This is a genomic window from Proteiniphilum sp. (assembly GCF_040307845.1).
Classification (GTDB): domain Bacteria; phylum Bacteroidota; class Bacteroidia; order Bacteroidales; family Dysgonomonadaceae; genus Proteiniphilum.
In genome coordinates, this window is the sequence record NZ_JAWRIS010000037.1 from 33,318 (window position 1) to 50,604 (window position 17,287).

The following is a 17,287-nucleotide window of genomic DNA, read 5'->3' on the forward strand; positions in this document are numbered from 1 at the left end:
TGTTTAACTTCTGGGTCGTTTAACTGTTTAATTATTTAATTATCTGATTGTTCAACGATTCAACGATAACGGTGATAGATAATACTTGTTATCTTCAATCCTGTATTTCATATTTCCCGAAACTTCTACAATAATATCCACTATATCCTGTATGGGCGTGCTCTCCTTGAAACGGAATGTATACCTGTCGTTCCGTAAAGTACTGGCCGTATAAACGAACGAGTAGGGGTATTTTCGTTCCAACACGGGGATAATTTCCTCCAGGGTTGCCGATTTAAAAACCAATTCACCTCTTTGCCATGCTGTGACATCATGTAAATCGGGATGGTTTATCGTTTCTTCTTTGGTCCGTTTATTATAGATGAATTGTTCACTTGGTTTTAGTATCAGCGAAGACTCCATATTATTGAATTTGATTTCCACGCTCCCCGAGAGCAAGGTGGCAGTAAGAAGGGGATCATCTGGATATACTTTCATGGTGAACTCCGTCCCTAAGGCTGTTATCTGAAAATCGTTGGATTTTACAATGAAGGGTTGTGCTTCATTTTTTGCTACTTTGAAATTCGCTTCCCCGATCAAATATACGCTCCTGCTTTCCCCGTTGAACTGTACCGGATATAACAAGGTGGCGGTAGAGTTCATCTGTACCTCTGTGCCGTCGGGCAAAGTAAAGCGGGTCATTTCGGCGATTGGCACATACTGTTCGATAAGATCCGCGTCCACTGGCGTTTCGTAGTGAATGGAATATAATATGGAAAGTAAGGCGATCAGCAAGCAGGCGGCCGATACCTGCCAAAAACGAAGGAATTTGATATTGACCTTGCGTTGTTGTTTGATCTTTTTATAGACTTTCCTCAATGATTGTCGTGTTTGAGATGAAGCTTCGGCAGAATTGCTTTTCTCCATGTTGTCCCATAAGCCGCGCAAAGCTTTCTCTTTCTCTCCGGAAAATTTTTCTTCAGTGAGCCACCGTTGAAACTCTGCCTGAGAATCCGCAGAAACATCGGATTTTACAAATAAATCGATAATCCTGTTAAAATAGTTTTCCATCTCGTGTGTCTATCTTATAAAAACGCCTCTGTCGATATGTCCGTCAACATTTAACTTGCCATTATATATTAGTTACAATCGAGAATGGATGACTACTTAAAATTTTATGAAAAAAAATGCAATAAAGAAAAGTTTCTTGAGATCTTTTAAGGCTAAATAGATATGCTGTTCGACCGTTCGTACCGATAAATCCATCTTCTCTGCGATATCATTGTTGCTCAAATGCTCAAAACGACTCATCTCGAACACTTGCCTGCGTTTATCGGGCATCTGCTCCAATGATAATTTCAATAACAGTTGCATCTCCTCAAGATATACCTCGTTCAGGGGATCTTTAAATTCAGTCATATCTTCCGGTGAGTTCAGATTGATCTGGGAGTTTATATAATTCGATTCAATATTCTTTCTTTTAATGCGGTTGAAGACATGGTTCTTGACCATGGTATACAGGTAGTTCCGCACAAGATTTTCTTCCCATAAATTGGGTTGTTCCCATAATTTAACAAAGATATCCTGTGCTATATCTTCAGCTTCCTGTTCCGATTTAAGAAGAATGGCTGCAAACGTTCTGGCTTTCGGAAAATACTGAATAAATATTTCTTCAAACTGCTTCCTTCGAGATTCAGTATTCATGGAATGTACTCAATATCAAAACGCCTCCTGTTACAAAGATAATCAATGTTATATAACAAACAGGATGTAGCAGAAGTTTATTATTTTATTGCCGGCAATAGATATTCCCATATGAGGTTAAGTTCGGCCTGCATATCTCCAATGTGGGCTGTGGTAACGATAACAGCCTCCTTTTCAGGTAGGACAAGTATGAATTGTCCGTTTGCCCCGTCAGCACGGTAGCTGTTATGCCGGCTACGCCACATCTGATATCCGTACCCCTGTAGCCAGTCGCTATCCTCCGGTTCCATTGTAAGGTCTTCCTTTTTTGTGCCTGCCGGAAGCGATGCAATATGGGATGTGGTGGCTTCGTCGATCCATGATTCGGGAAGCAATTGCTCTCCATTCCATTTTCCTTTCTGTAAGAAGAATTGGCCGAGTTTTGCCATATCTTCGGTCTTGACATACAATCCCCAACCTCCGATGTTTATTCCTTCCGGACATTCCTCCCAGGAGGCACCTACTATTCCCAATGGGCAGAATAGACGGGGATAGAGGTAATCGATGAGTTTTTCACCTGTCACCTTCTGTATAATGGCGGAAAGCATATAAGTGGCTAAACTGTTATAGTTGAATTGTGTTCCCGGTTTTTCCGTAATTGGTTCAGCGAGGAAAACTTTAACCCAGTCGTCATTGGTCCTTGTTTTTTCCCTGACAGCATTGGGATCATGTCCTACCGACATTGTCAATAGGTGCTTTATTTCCAGATCTTTTAAGTGCTGGCTCACATTGGCAGGCAACTTATCTGGAAAGAATGATATTACCTTGTCTGTCACTTTGAGCCTGCCTTCCGAGACCGCAAAACCGATAGCGGTGGCTGTATAGGTCTTGCTCACGGAATTCATTATATGGGGTTTATTGGCTGCATGATCTCCCAACCAATGTTCTGCAACAACTTTGCCATGCCTCAAAATCATAATACTATGTAAATCCTGTCCGCTTTCCTTTACGGCTTCCAGATAATTGCGGATACCTTTTGGTGAAACTTTTTCTGCTTCGGGAGTACTGCGGAGAAGTGCTTTGGTAAGGTCATTATAAGTTTTCACTTCATCGTTAACCAACGTCTCCATATCATCGGAAAGGGCAATCAGACATGGTTTTTTCTGAGAGGACAGACTGATTGTAACAACGGAGCACAGAGCAAAAAATAATATTTTTTTTATTGATGATGTCTTCATATGATTCTCATGCTTGTCTTATAAGTGGTATAATGGGTATGATATATGACAAAGGTAATATTTTTTTATGAGATCTAGTGATAATAAAAGTAAAAAAACGAACCAATCCCAGTACCGTTTGTTCGATATATATGAGTTTATAAATTTCCAAATTATGGCACATTCTACTATAACGCAGTTATTGGGAGATCAGAGCGATTATCTCCTGAATTATGAGAGTAAAACCGTTGAGAGGTCAATGATCCATCCTACCGGACCGGATGTTATTGAAAGGCTATGGATTGATTCGGACCGGAATATCCCGACATTGAATAATCTACAACGTCTTTTCGGACACGGGCGTCTGGCCAATACCGGATACCTGTCTATATTACCGGTCGATCAGGGTATCGAGCATACGGCCGGTGCTTCCTTTGCTCCCAATCCTCTTTATTTTGACCCTGAGAATATTGTGAAGTTGGCACTCGAGGCCGATTGTAATGCCGTAGCATCTACCTTTGGCGTGCTGGCTTCGGTGGCGAGGAAATATGCCCATAAAATCCCTTTTGTAGTCAAAATGAATCACAATGAGCTGTTGACTTATCCGAACTCCTATAACCAGATTCCTTTTGGGACGGTGAAGGAAGCATGGAATTTAGGTGCTGCCGCGATAGGTGCTACCATTTATTTCGGATCGGAGGAAAGCCGACGCCAGATTGTGGAAGTGGCGGAAGCATTCGAGTATGCCCATGAGTTGGGAATGGGCACTATCCTGTGGTGCTATCTCCGTAATAATGCTTTCAAGAAAGATGGCGTGGATTATCATAGTGCAGCCGACCTGACCGGTCAGGCCGACCATATCGGTGTGACGATCAAAGCGGATATTATCAAGCAGAAACTTCCAACTAATAATGGGGGCTTTAAAGCAATCGGGTTCGGGAAGACAAATCCCGGCATGTACGACCAACTGAGTTCCGAGCATCCGATCGATCTTTGCCGGTACCAGGTCATCAACGGCTACATGGGACGGATAGGATTGATCAACTCAGGAGGGGAATCGCACGGCCAAGGCGACCTTGGCGAAGCGGTTTATACCGCAGTGGTGAACAAGCGGGCCGGGGGAATAGGACTGATCTGCGGCCGTAAAGCTTTCCAGAAGCCGATGAAGGATGGTGTGGAACTGATCCGTACTATTCAGGATGTTTATCTGGATAAGGATATCACATTGGCTTAACAGGTTATGGTTTCTTCCCCGGAATACTACGGATAGAGAAAGTCTCAAAGAAAACACGGGTGACCGCTAGGTTTATCCGTGTTTTTTTGATGTCACCTGAGCAACAAGTATTTTTGTCGATGAAAACAAGGTATTCGTAGATTTTATTTTTCAGATCACTATTTATGATTTTATTTTGTGGTTAATTAAAAAAATCATGTCGACAACCAAGGCTTGTTTATCCATTTGTAAGTTAAAGGCCGCGACGCTTTTTATCGTCGGTCTTGTTGTCTTTTCCTGTAATGAGGACGATTTCCTGTCGTTGTCTGTCAATGAATTCAATATCCCTGTCGACGGGAAGGAGACCACGTTTACGATCCGGTCAAACACAAGCTGGAATATTGCCGTTGCGGACTCTTGGGTAAAGGTAGACCAGACCACCGGCAACGGAGATGCTTCCGTGACCATCACAATAGATGGTAATTATTCGGACAATGACAGGACGACCACTCTTTCCGTATCATCCGGTGCACTGGTAGAAACGATATCCATAACACAAAGTACAATCTCTTTTTCCCTGAGCAGTTATGAAATCAATTTCGATGCTTCGGGAACAGCGCAGAAACTAACCATAACGGCAAACTCCGCTTGGTCGCTCACTATTCCGGAGGAAGCCACGTGGTGTAAAGCTGATGTGCTGTCAGGCGAGGGGGATGGGTTGATCACCCTGACTCCTACACCTTATACAGAACGGGCAACCAGAGAAGGCAAGATCGTTTTCAGCAGTTTTAATACGGAGATCGAACTGATTATCAGCCAGGATATCAGCAATGAATACCCGTCAATTCCGTCGTTGTTAATCCCGGCAAATGCCTCTCAAGGAGTAGGTATCCCAGTGTCCTTTTCCTGGGAAGCATCTGCAGATGCCGACGGCGATGAGGTCAGTTACTTTTTGTGCCTCTCGCCAGACGGACTAACTTGGAACGATACCATTACCGAAATAGTGACAACCGGAGTTTCTCTTACCTCCCAATATATCAGCGGACAGACCACTTACTATTGGAAAGTGATTGCCAGAGATCCGTTTGGCGGAGAAAGCGAAAGTAGCGTCTTCCAATTTACTTCCGGAGAATCACAGTCATATTCAGACGGAGAGATCATCACTTATCAAACCTATTCTGCTCCGGATGCTACCCGGGAAGTGAATCTTGTCATTCTAGGCGATGGTTTTATTGAAGAAGATTATGTAAAGAACGGTACATTCGACGTTGCGGCAGAAAAAGCCATCGATGCCTTTTTTACGGTGGAGCCTTTCCCTACTTACCGGGAATATTTTACGGTATATAAAGTGGTTGCCTATTCCGAAGAGAGAGGTGCTACCATACAACGCGATTTTTCCAACTCATCCCAGAAAAGGCAGATCAAAAACACGGTATTCAGCAGTGTACTAGAAGGCGGCTCAAGCACGGGAATAGATTGCGATGATGAAGCGGTCTTTGAATATGCGTTGAAAATACCGGCTATGACAGAATCAGAATTAGCGAATACGACCATTATAGTCATCATCAATCTGGATGTATATGCCGGTACGACGATCATGTATCTGGATGGCGAATCCATAGCCTTATGTCCTATGGGAAGCGACACGTTTGAAGAGATCGTGTATCATGAGGCCGGAGGCCATGGCTTTGGTAGGCTGTTGGACGAATATATTTATTATACCAACCAGAGCTATCCTGCTGCCAGAAGTCTGGAACTTACTCAGTTCAGGCAGGGGGACGTGTGGCGTTTCGGGGCCAATTTGTCTGTGACGGATGATCGGGAAAATGTCCACTGGAAGCATTACTTTGAGAAAGACGGTTACGAAATGGTCGGATTGTATGAAGGTGGTGGCCTATACGGCAAAGGGGTCTGGCGGCCGGAAGAAAATAGTGGTATGAATGATAACTCTCCTTATTTCAACGCGCCTTCGCGTGAAGCCATTGTACGGAGGATCATGTCCATCAATAATAAAGTATTTGATTATGACAACTACTATGGCAGGGATAAGATCGGATCAGTTATCCAATCGACGCGAAGCACAACCGGAAGGACAACTGTCAGGGTTCCTCTTGCTCCACCCGTGCTAAAACGGTAAATTGCAGGTTTCAAATTCTGTAAGAATATTCATCGACTCCTCTTGCACCATTAATGATTCGAATCGCAATTTTTCCGTAAGGATTTTATTTTATAATGTGATACATTGAATTTTGTTTATTATATTTGTAAATGAGATGAAATCTTTGATTTTTAGAGATATAGGAAAGATTATAATTGAAGTGGACGATATAACTATCGAGAGATGGAATGCTATGTCCCGAGAGCGAAAAGAAAAATGTATCCGGCAAATTGAAGAGTTGATAGAGCAACCCTCTTTAGACAAGATGACAGTGAATGAGTCAGAATCTACTTATGGAATTGTAGAGAAAAAAGAGAAGAAAATGTTTGAAAAATTACAACGAGATAAAGGCTTTATTTCCCCTAAAGATCGGACGTACAGTAAGAAGGAATATCGTCGGCGTATTGAGGCTTTAACTGCTCCTTTACTTCTGGATTTTAGCAAATTTCAATTTGATCGTAATCAAGCAAATAATTATGAGGAGTCGTAAAGTAAAGCTCAACCGATTTATAGTCGAAAACTAACTTATGGATTGAAAATCCATAAGTTAGTTTTTATTATTGAAAGTCAATCTAATTGGAGTTGTTTTGCAAGGAGCTACTACTGCTTGATGGGCGGCACGTTGTACTGTGAGGGTTTCCAATGGAGTGATTGTCGCGGGAGCAAAAGGATTTCCGACGATCGGTTCGCCGCTCAAGGCCTCGAACCAAGTATAGACGACACAACGGGCTGCTAAAACCACCACTTCGAAAGGGTTGCCCCTACACGTTAACATTAACAACAAAACTTATGATCAATGGCTCTCACCCGAAGGAATTGCCAATGATTCCCCCCAGCCTGCGGGAGTACCAAAATCGGGTGCTCCGTCAGACTTCCAACTGATTTTTTGGATGAACGTCGATCGGCCTGACGACCAACCATCGTCGTTCCGGTTTTTCACGTGATATACAATCCAATCCTCCGTTTCATCGGGCGATTTCGTAAAGCTGCAATGTCCTACTCCATTGACTCCGTTAACTTCTATCGTATCATCGTTGCGGTAAAAAACTTCATTCGCAGATTTAGTCCAGTTAGCCGGTTCTGTGGGATCAGCCAGTGTGTCGCTGAGCATAATATAACCGAGACGATAATGCTTTGTCCATGAGCCGTTACAGGAATATACCACAAAAAATTTACCTTGCTCTTTATTCTTTAAAAACGCAGGTCCCTCATTGATCCTAGAATTGTACCTCTCCCACGGTTTGTCGGCACTCGATATAACTGATCTTGAAGAAGTGATGGTCAAGGGATCCGACATGGTCGCGATATAAAGATTTTGCTCCGAACTCCCTGCCGGACAACCCGACCATACGGCATACATTTTCTTATTTAATTGAAATACCGACAGATCAATGCCATACGCTGTATTGTCTGGCGAAGGCGTGATATCCGGCCGGTAATCATCACCTGTATAAAGCATCCCCATATCTTCCCATTCACCCATCGGGTCATCCGTCTTAGCCCTCAATACACCACTACGCTGATAGTTGTAGGAATTTGTTTCGGCATGAGGACGCCCCGCGGTATAATAGATATACCATTTACCGTTGATACGGTGCAATTCGGGTGCCCATATATTCGAGACATTCCACGGTTTGTTATCTCCCGCATCAGTTGGGCAATTCCATACTCTTCGGGTATGGGGAAATTCGGACAACTTATCTGATTTGGCAATATTGATCCCGCTCCCGTCCGCCTTACACAAATAATAAGATCCTTCATGTTTTATAACCCACGGATCGGGTATTCCGGCGATGGGGTTGGTGAAAGTAAGGCCGGTCTGGGTGACGGTCAGTTCAACCGGGCTCAGTCCGTCCGTAATAAACCGGATGATGCCGGTGCGCTTGTCCGAGGAACTCTCTTCATATCGGATCCTGACGGACAGGTCTCCTTGCCCTTCACTTTTCTCCGGCGTGAGCCATGAATTTTTTGATTCAATCTTCCACCGTGTATTAGAAGTAATATAAATTTCAAAAGAGCCTGCCGTATTGGAGACTAACTTCTCCTGCGTATTTATTTTCAATATGGGCTTCCCATTATCGTCGGGACCGTCCGAACTCTTTTCACAGCCAAAATAAAAAAGGAGGGAAAAGATACATAAGTAATAATATATATTCCTCATTATTCTAGTTATTTTAACAAAACCTGCTTTTCTGTGAGTCTATTTATCCAGTAAGGCATAAGCACACCATAATATAGGCGCTTGCCCATGAAAATCACCTGCTATACAGGGACGGTCCAGGTAATACTGCCTGCTGTTCTTTTTCCCCGTTCCGATACACACTTCCGTTAGATCATTTTTATCATTAATATAATTGCACAATGAAAGCCATGCCCTGCGTGCAACTGGAGCAAATTCCCCTTCATTGAGCCAGCCATTCCTCACCCCTACGATCATGGCGTAAGCGAACATTGCCGATCCCGAAGTTTCTGTCCATGACTCAGGATCATCTATCAATTGATTCCAAAGTCCGTCTTTGTTGATGTATTTTTTCAGGTTGTCCATCATCAGAAGATATCCATTCAATATCCGCTCCCAGTGAGGATCGTCTTGGGGTAAATTGAACAGAAGCTCTGTCATGCCCACAGCCATCCATCCGTCTCCACGACCCCAATAAAAAGGCACATCCGGAGCATGGTAGAAAAGCCCGTTTGGATGTTGCAACTCATCGAGGTACAGTACCATTTCTTTGGCGGCCCGATCCATATACTTGATGTCACCGGTAATATTATGGGCCTCTGATTGCACAATGGTGATCATATACATGTCGTCTATCCATAGGCGGGTTTGCCAAGAATATCCTTTCTCATGCCATTTACGCTCTTCCTCCTTCGCATCGGGCGGTAGGATCCATTGAGAGTCGGCATACGTTAATCCCAGGTCCAGGTAACGCTGATCCCCGGTTATGCTGTATAATCTGAGAGGCAAGCATCCGAACATATTCTGGTCTACATGGATGGGTGGGGGAAGAAGATCCTTTTCTATATGAAACAGCAACTCGAAACGGTTTCTCAATTGTTTTATCAATTCTTGGTTGTTGGTTAACTCTACGAATCTGAGTGCGCCATACCAGGTACATACTTCAGCATAATGTATGCCTTTGTCGAAATACAACTGATGCTTACTCTCCAAAAATCGCTTACTTAATTTTTCTCCGACAGTTTTAGGATCTGCATTCACAGGGAAATTCTCAAAATAATTCTGTGCCATAGCAACGCTTGCCACAAAAAACAGTGATGCAAGTAATAAATAAATTTTTCTCATACAATTTAAAATGTTGTTGTTTAGATAGTTTATTTCTTCTCTTCTTCTAGCGTTTCATCATATCTCATTTTTTTATAATCCGGTTATCGGTATCCATTTTGCCGTACTGGTAGAGGAGGTATCCTGAATAGCATCCACCCCTCCGCTGTTATCGGAGATGGCGAAATTAACAAGCACTTCTCCCGATTTGACAGACAGATGTGACCGCGGAATGGTGATCTCTACGAAGTAACCGTGATCTTCATCATGGCTTTTGGAGATAGCGCCTTCGAATGCGGTACTTGCCGACACACTCAGGTTTGCATCCTTCCTGCTGTTTTCATAAGATATCCGTGCTTCTCAAACCGTCATGCGATACCCTTATCCGACAAAAAGCGCATGATCGGTATCTGCCCATTCCGCATTATCACCGTCTACTTTCACACTCCGTCGTGCCGCCTCAATACGGTGATTGAGGATGAATTGTGCCAGCATGACCTCTCCCGCGGAAGTATGGGGCATTGTCCCCAGAAGTTGGTGGGAACCGTCGATTTGCAGTGAACCCCAAAAGCCGCCACCGGAAAAAGGAGCATACGCCTCTCCGAAGTTCTGTGCCCCGGCATCGCCCATCTTCATATAGAAAGTGGAGGATTTATTGTACGAAACGACGGTTTCTCCCGACGTGAACTGTACCAGATAGGGCGCGCTTCCCTCGAAAGAAAGATTATCGCTGTCTTCCGGCCCTTCCTGATCCACATTCAGATGCTGCCATTCGCTATTTTCTTAATACGTGGATAATGAGGTTTGTCCACCCCAAGCGAACTATTATCCAGTGCTATATAGTTTCTGAAATTCATTTTCAACGACGATCGCGACACAATATCGGCATGTGAATTGATAGCCGGAGTTCCCTGATTAAGTTCCTCAATGGGGGGGTAATGCTGAAAGTTACAGGGGCCGGTGTTCCGCCATTTCCGGGATCAGGATTCCCCGGATCATCATCTTCGTTGCTACAAGCTATAAAAGCATAACATACTATCAGTAAAAACCGTTCTTTAAAAAAATCGTTCCATACAATTAAAATTATTCACTTTCAAAAGTAGTATACAACTAAAGCAGAGATATTTTCACCAATGCTTTAGTTGCATACCTACTATTTACAAAGGCCAGGCTATTTTCCTATATAAATTTCAGCCAGTTGCACAGAACCTCTATCTACGGCGAAGCATTCCTGCTTTTGACAATAGAATTTCAGGTATCTGTATTTCGATGCGGGAATGATCAGGTTGGGCGTCTCTGTATTAGCAGCTATATCCCAGTTTGATACTGCCATGTCGGTAGCAATAGTGGTAAAATTCACGCCATCGTTGCTTCCCAAGACTTCCTCGATGATCCGGTATCTGAGCAGCACATCAGTTCCGCTCCTGTGACGGATTCTGAAGTAACTTACATCCCGTTCTTCTTTCATATCGACAATGAAATGGACGAAACCTCCATTTGCCGCAGTGGGTATTGAAATACCCGCATGCGTTTTTCCGGGCTTCACCAAAGCAAACCATGTATCAGGATCCCCGTCGAGCGCATGTTCCAGCTTATTGCTATTTCCTTCAACAAAGAGAGGACTCTGCGAAGCGGCTAAGGTCCATCCTTCCCGTGAATAATCTTCAAACACCCTTACATCGAATTCTCCAGAAACCGATGAATTATGTTTAGAAGTAACAGTGATCGTTGCCGTTCCGCCGGAAATACCCCTGATGATCCCGGTCTGGTTTACCTCCACGACTGATTTCCGGTCTGAGCTATAGACCAGATCATTGATGGAAGCTTCGGCAGGGGATATGATTATCAGCTCTTTCAGATCCAGGGTAGATCCCGCATTGACACTTACCTCCGGATCTACTATCTCAATTTCAGTAATTTTGATGATATCTTTTTCCCGGACTGTCAATGTAAATTCGTCTGATTTTCCGTCCACAGTAACAGTGATGACAGCAGTACCCACGGAATTGGTATTTATTTTCCCCCTGCCGTCCACTACCGCCACATCCTCATCAGAAGAGGAAAATGTCTGCATTTTATTGGTGGCATCTTCCGGAAAAACGGTCAACCGGTTTGCAATGACCATGGAATCACCAATTTCTATACTTATTCCCACCTTAATGTCTTCATCCAGTGTTATGTTTTCTACACTCACATCCTTATATTCAGGCATATTATCACCACAATTTGTCAATGATAATCCGGCAACCAAAGATGCCAGAAGGATGATCATTAATTTATTTTTTGTCATAGTATTCTGTTTTTATGTTGTTATCATCCATCATTTGTTTACCATCCCGGATTCTGGACAAGTTGCTCACTTTTCTGAATGGCGGCATAAGGAATAGGGTCAAAATAATTTTTCCTCTTAAAGCTACGGTCATGGATGACCGTTCTCGTATGAAATGTTGTTTTGTTTCCGTACATATTCATACCGTGGAAGTTTCCTCCCTGTCCTCCTTCATCCGGAGCATTTTCAGCGATCATCCATCGTCTTACATCAAAATAGCGCTGCCCTTCGGTAGCCAGCTCAATACGCCTCTCCCTGCGGATAGCTTCCCGTTGCAAATCCTGGTCTCCTTTTATAGCAGGATTGAGGGTTTCAAGATCCGGTAATCCGGCACGTTCCCTTACCCGGTTCACATATTCCAACACATCGGGATCGGCCGGGTTTACTTCGTTCAATGCCTCCGCGTATAGCAGATAAAAGTCTGCCAGGCGGAAGATGATAGACGGCCTGAATTTGGACTTTACTCCCGGGGAATCCATATGTACGGTGCGGTTAACCCTCTTATAGAGGAGATAGCCCGTTCTCGGCGAACCTTCCACCCTGTTATCGGCATTCCCCCCTCTATAGAATTGCACCTCTTTATTACTGATATGCCATTTCTTACCGGAAAAGGTGACGGTATTATAAAACCGAGGCTCACGGTCGACGTACATACTGAAGACTTCCACACCGTTGTAGGTGCCGAATCCCGTTTCGCTGTACAATGGAGAGCCGGGCAAAAAAGGAGTATTTTTTATAGGTAACCCGTCTTTCATATAAAAATCGTCCACCAGTTCCTGCACAACCGCGATATCTCCCAACCCTTTACTTTCGCTACGCGGCGTGGTAAAAGTATCATAGTCATTTCCGTCCGCACCTCCCCAACTGGTGACCGATGTGGCCCAGATCATTTCTCTATTATACACCTGGAAAACTTCATAAACGGACTGATCAGGATCTAAAACTCCATCCTTCATCACGCGATAGAGTTCATACCGGTTATTCTCTTCCGCATAATCGATAAAAGCCTTGGTAGCATCGAGCGCTTTCTGTTTTTTATTTTCGTCTTTTGCCGGGAAGAGGTATTTGCCGTCTTTATTCTGTACCTGCAAGGCCTCCGTGTATTCTCCGTTGTAAAGGGGACTGGCAGCATATACCCATAATTTCGCAAGTACGGCCAATGCCACTCCTTTTGTGGGTACTGCCCTGAAACTTTCGTTGTCATGATAAGGCTCCTGTTCCATTCCCGCCATTGCTTCCTTTATCTCACTATCTATAAAATCAAGGACTTCATCTAATGAATTGCGCGGCATATCCAAGTCGTCATCCAAGGTAAGAGACTGGGTAATAATAGGTATCGGCCCGTTTAACTCCATCAAGTAAAAATGATACAATGCCCTTAAAAAACGTACATTGGCCTTATATCGATCGACCTCTTCCTGTGTGAGCCTGGCAGCGTTGGGTCCTCCTTCTTCCATAATTGGCCTGGCTTTTTCCATGAATATATTGGCCTGTCTTATCCGCTGATACATCTCAACCCATCTCTCCGAGTTATTGTTCGTGGCATTCCAATCACTATATCGTCCTGTATTATTAGCCCATCGGTTGTACGTCTCATCAGCATAAGCGCTCCAGATCCCCCCCATTCCATTCGGATTACAAAACCGGGAATAGTTTGGTATGTTGGCATACACGTTTGCATACCATCTTTTGGTATAATCTACATTGCTAAACACCTGTTCGAATGAGGAAAGTCCTCCCGAGAGTTCGTCCGATACATCCAGGTAATCGGAGCATGCGTTCAGGGAACAGATGAGTAAACCTATTATCACTGTTTTTATTGATTTGATTTTCATATGATTAAATTTTAGAGCCAAGATGCAAGAATCAAGACACAAGACGATTTATTCATTTGCCCATATATTGATCTCTTATCATGGTTATTTCATTCAATTATTCTACTTTTTAAAAATTTAATTCAACACCCAATGTAAAAGTACGGGGCAACGGATAACTGTTCCCACCGTTCTTATTCCCGAGTTCAGGATCCCAGTATTTCACATCATCCCATACATACAGGTTATATCCCTGCAAGTAGACCCTGGCTCCGTTCACCAGTAATTTTTGGGTAAATTGCTTGGGTATATTATATCCTACTTCAAGATTCTTGAAACGAAGGAAACTTCCATTTCTCAACCACCATGTGCTGGGCTCTTTGTTCACATTCTTGGCATACCCCACGTGTAACCTCGGCATAATCACGTGCTGGCTCGGATTGTCGGCTGTCCACCGGCTGTCAAGGAACTCCTTACGGATATTCGATTTTTCAATCCCCCAGTTGAACGGGAAGAAAGTATTGTTGCCGCTTGCCAGAAGGATTGTTGAGTTACCTGTTCCCTGAAAAAAAGTGCTTACATAGAATCCTTTGTACTCGACATTGATCCCGAAACCGTAGTTAATTTCCGGATTGTAAGGATGGCCGACTCCTCTCACCTTATCGAAATTGTCGATACGTCCATCATTATTAATGTCCCTGTATTTGATATCACCGGGGCCTAAAATACCCTCCAGTGTTACGTCGGGTAATCCGGGCCTCAACTCATAGGTGTAGGTGCCATTCGCTTTCTGTGTTTTTATAAAATCATCCTCCGTATACAGCCTTTCAGCAATATACAACTCGTGATCATTCACTCTTGTTCCTGTCACAGCCTGCCAAGGATACTCCTTGGGCAACTCATCATACTCAATCACCTTATTGCGGGCGAAGGTAAAAGTTCCTCTCATGCTTACTTTTACCTGTCCCCAATCCTGGCGGACATTCAGACTGGCATCCAAGCCATGGTTATCCACAATCCCGTAATTTTCCCATGGTCTTGCATGAAATCCGGCCACACCCGGAATGGTGTTCCGTTCCATCAATATGTTCTCTCTTCTGTTATTGAAATAATCGGCAGTCAGTTCAATACGGTTATTCATGAAGCCGAGATCGACACCCACATTTCTTTTTTTCTCAATCTCCCACTGGATATTGTTATTCACGAACCGGACATCTTTAATTCCGGCTCCCAATCCATTGGTGCCGCCGCTGGAGCCTATCCCCTGGTTAAAACCGCCCGCATCCATATTAAATGTGGCGCGGTAAAGGAAACGAGTGCCTCCGGTATCATCATTCCCCGTACGTCCGTAAGAAAGCCTTATCTTGGCTTTGTTCATTATATTGCTCAACGATTCGGGATAGAATTGTTCGTTAGAGATATAATAACTCAACCCGACAGCAGGGAAGAACCCGAATTTCTTTCCTTTGGCAAAAGTTTCACTCCCGGTATATCCGAAGTTACCCTCGATAAAATAACGGTTGTCATACGAGTAGGTGGCACGCCCCACCATCCCCTGTTTCCGGTATGGAAGTACCACATTCGACTCCTGCGTTTCTTTCTGCATATAGAGGAACATCCCCCCTAGCGTATGTTTCTCTTGGAAGGTGCGTAAATAATTCAATGCACCTTCAATGTAGATTCTTCGATACGATACACTGGCTTGTGTTTCAGGATCTTTCAACTCAGGAGAACCGGACTCGGAGGTGGAAAAAATAAGGTTTCCCTCTTCATCACGTCCGGTCGCATTGAATAAACTTGGCCAGTGATTTCTTAAGGTGGAAAAATTACCGTCATAGTCCAGACTGACTTTCCCGTTAAACTTCAATCCTGGAGTAATAAAACCAAGATCCTGGTTTAAACCTATATTCGATTGTATCAACGTACCCCACATTTTCCGGTATCCCTGGTTCATCAGCATATTATACGGATTCCGGTTATTACCGTCACTCTGGGTAAGATAAGTCGCCAGTGTGCCATCACTGTAAATAGGTGGGAACAAATGAGGCGGGGTATGCAGCATAAATTTGAAAATATCGTCCGGTGACCGGTTGGATGTCGTGCGATTCACATATTGACCGCTCAGATCGATACTTAAACTGGTTGTTTTGGTGACATTCAAATCGATATTACTTCTCAGGTTATACCGTTCGAATCCGAAATCGCCTTTATACTTCGACATGGGATTTTGTTTGAAGATCCCCTCCTGCTGGAAATAGGCCATTGAGACGAAATATTTGGCATTCTCGGCTCCACCTCTGAAATTCAGGGTATATCTCTGATTGGTATAATTATTTGCCAATAATTCATCCATCCATTTACTGTTCGGATAGAGGTCATTGTCGATCCTGTCACGGTATCTGTCTATTTCCTCCGGATATTTATACGGATTTTCCCCGTCATTGAAATTGGCTTCATTGGCCAGTTCTATATAATCCCACGAATCGACGAAATCAGGCAAGCGGGTCGGCTGTGAAATGGAATATTCACCACGGAAAGTGATTTTCGGTTTCGAGATGGTACCGCGTTTAGAAGTAATCAGGATAACTCCATTCGCCCCTTCAGCACCATACACGGCTGTTGCCGCAGCATCTTTCAAGAGGCTGAAGGTTTCTATTTCATCCGGTTCAATATTGCTGATCGCCCTGGGAACCCCATCCACTAAAACCAGGGGGTTAGTTCCTCCTTTGAATGTACTGATACCGCGTATCCAGAATTCAGCATCATCCCGTCCGGGTTCTCCGGAACGCTGGATACTGATCAAACCGGCCAGTTGCCCCGCCAGATTATTGGTGAGATTACTGGTAGGGGCGGTTAATTCCTTGGAAGTCACTGTGCTCACGGAACTCACCACACTGGCCTTGCTCTGTTGACCATACCCCACAACAACCACCTCTTCCAGCATTTGATCATCTTCCTGGAGGATTACATTCAGGAGATCCTTATCTCCTAACCGAATTTCCTGTTTCAGAAACCCCACATAACTGAACAGGAGAATGTCAGTCTCTTTTGCATCAATCACATACATCCCGTTTATATCGGTAACCGTACCGCCTGTGGTATTTTTGACCGAGACGGTAACCCCTATGAGCGGGTCGCCATAAGCATCGGTAACTGATCCGGTAATACGCCGTTTTCCCGCTTGTCGAGACTCCTCGGTCGCTTTTTTCGTGATATAGACCTGGCGGTCTTTAATGGAATAACCCGTATCGGTTGATTGGAAGAGCTGATCCAGAATTTCGTTAATTTTCTTATCTTTTACATTCACCGAAACCCTCCTATCCAAGTCTACATCATCATGGAAGTAGAAGAAAACAAATTCACTGCTTTTTTCTATTTCTGCAAAAACCTCCTTAATAGTCTTACTTTCGGCGCGTAAGGTAATTCCAGTATTTTGCGAATAACTATTGGCTGCGCCGCAGACTCCTATACCGATCAATAAGAGTATTGCTGTTACTTTCATAATACGTAGTAACTGAACATTAATGACATCTTTAATGTCAGATTTATCAAAATTTCTCATACATTTGTAAATGGTTTTAAGATTGTTATTATAATTGCTAACTTGTTGA

13 protein-coding genes and 1 pseudogene are annotated in these 17,287 nt (G+C 43.7%); 3 read left to right on the forward strand and 11 right to left on the reverse strand.

What is annotated here, in order from left to right:
- Positions 1-51 precede the first annotated feature (51 nt).
- The 3 genes and pseudogenes from ABV001_RS09235 to ABV001_RS09245 form a co-directional block, all read right to left on the reverse strand.
- Complete coding sequence (locus ABV001_RS09235; RefSeq protein WP_352422537.1) at positions 52-1,050, reverse strand: FecR family protein; 999 nt, start codon at positions 1,048-1,050, stop codon at positions 52-54.
- Positions 1,051-1,146: 96 nt separating this feature from the next.
- The gene (locus tag ABV001_RS09240) at positions 1,147-1,683 is read right to left on the reverse strand and encodes an RNA polymerase sigma-70 factor (protein WP_352422538.1); all 537 of its coding nucleotides are present in this window, start codon (positions 1,681-1,683) and stop codon (positions 1,147-1,149) included.
- A gap of 80 nt (positions 1,684-1,763) precedes the next feature.
- Positions 1,764-2,762 (reverse strand): annotated as a pseudogene (locus tag ABV001_RS09245) (serine hydrolase domain-containing protein); the annotation flags it as partial.
- A 292-nt stretch (positions 2,763-3,054) separates the two neighbouring features.
- Between ABV001_RS09245 and ABV001_RS09250 the strand changes: the two are divergent.
- The 3 genes from ABV001_RS09250 to ABV001_RS09260 all read left to right on the forward strand — a co-directional run bounded on the left by ABV001_RS09250 (position 3,055) and on the right by ABV001_RS09260 (position 6,740).
- Complete coding sequence (locus ABV001_RS09250; RefSeq protein ID WP_352422539.1) at positions 3,055-4,113, forward strand: class I fructose-bisphosphate aldolase; 1,059 nt, start codon at positions 3,055-3,057, stop codon at positions 4,111-4,113.
- 196 nt (positions 4,114-4,309) lie between these two features.
- Positions 4,310-6,229, forward strand: a complete 1,920-nt coding sequence (locus ABV001_RS09255) for a M64 family metallopeptidase (RefSeq protein ID WP_352422540.1) — start codon at positions 4,310-4,312, stop codon at positions 6,227-6,229.
- A 136-nt stretch (positions 6,230-6,365) separates the two neighbouring features.
- Positions 6,366-6,740, forward strand: a complete 375-nt coding sequence (locus ABV001_RS09260) for a hypothetical protein (protein ID WP_352422541.1) — start codon at positions 6,366-6,368, stop codon at positions 6,738-6,740.
- A 57-nt stretch (positions 6,741-6,797) separates the two neighbouring features.
- Here ABV001_RS09260 and ABV001_RS09265 read toward each other — a convergent pair whose 3' ends face one another.
- The 8 genes from ABV001_RS09265 to ABV001_RS09300 all read right to left on the reverse strand — a co-directional run bounded on the left by ABV001_RS09265 (position 6,798) and on the right by ABV001_RS09300 (position 17,178).
- A complete protein-coding gene (locus ABV001_RS09265) occupies positions 6,798-7,025 on the reverse strand; it encodes a hypothetical protein (protein ID WP_352422542.1) in 228 nt (75 codons plus the stop codon).
- An 18-nt stretch (positions 7,026-7,043) separates the two neighbouring features.
- Positions 7,044-8,411, reverse strand: a complete 1,368-nt coding sequence (locus ABV001_RS09270; protein ID WP_352422543.1) for a family 43 glycosylhydrolase — start codon at positions 8,409-8,411, stop codon at positions 7,044-7,046.
- 39 nt (positions 8,412-8,450) lie between these two features.
- A complete protein-coding gene (locus ABV001_RS09275) occupies positions 8,451-9,554 on the reverse strand; it encodes a glycoside hydrolase family 88/105 protein (RefSeq protein WP_352422544.1) in 1,104 nt (367 codons plus the stop codon).
- A gap of 72 nt (positions 9,555-9,626) precedes the next feature.
- Positions 9,627-9,845, reverse strand: a complete 219-nt coding sequence (locus ABV001_RS09280) for a hypothetical protein (RefSeq protein ID WP_352422545.1) — start codon at positions 9,843-9,845, stop codon at positions 9,627-9,629.
- Between the two features lie 69 nt (positions 9,846-9,914).
- On the reverse strand, positions 9,915-10,289 hold the full coding sequence (locus ABV001_RS09285; protein WP_352422546.1) for a hypothetical protein: 375 nt from the start codon (positions 10,287-10,289) through the stop codon (positions 9,915-9,917).
- Positions 10,290-10,704: 415 nt separating this feature from the next.
- Positions 10,705-11,823 (reverse strand): Ig-like domain-containing protein, encoded by a 1,119-nt coding sequence (locus ABV001_RS09290; RefSeq protein WP_352422547.1) that lies wholly within the window; start codon positions 11,821-11,823, stop codon positions 10,705-10,707.
- A gap of 38 nt (positions 11,824-11,861) precedes the next feature.
- Positions 11,862-13,697: a RagB/SusD family nutrient uptake outer membrane protein gene (locus tag ABV001_RS09295; protein WP_352422548.1), complete on the reverse strand. Its 1,836-nt coding sequence runs from the start codon at positions 13,695-13,697 to the stop codon at positions 11,862-11,864.
- Positions 13,698-13,806: 109 nt separating this feature from the next.
- On the reverse strand, positions 13,807-17,178 hold the full coding sequence (locus tag ABV001_RS09300) for a TonB-dependent receptor (protein ID WP_352422549.1): 3,372 nt from the start codon (positions 17,176-17,178) through the stop codon (positions 13,807-13,809).
- Positions 17,179-17,287: the final 109 nt, after the last annotated feature.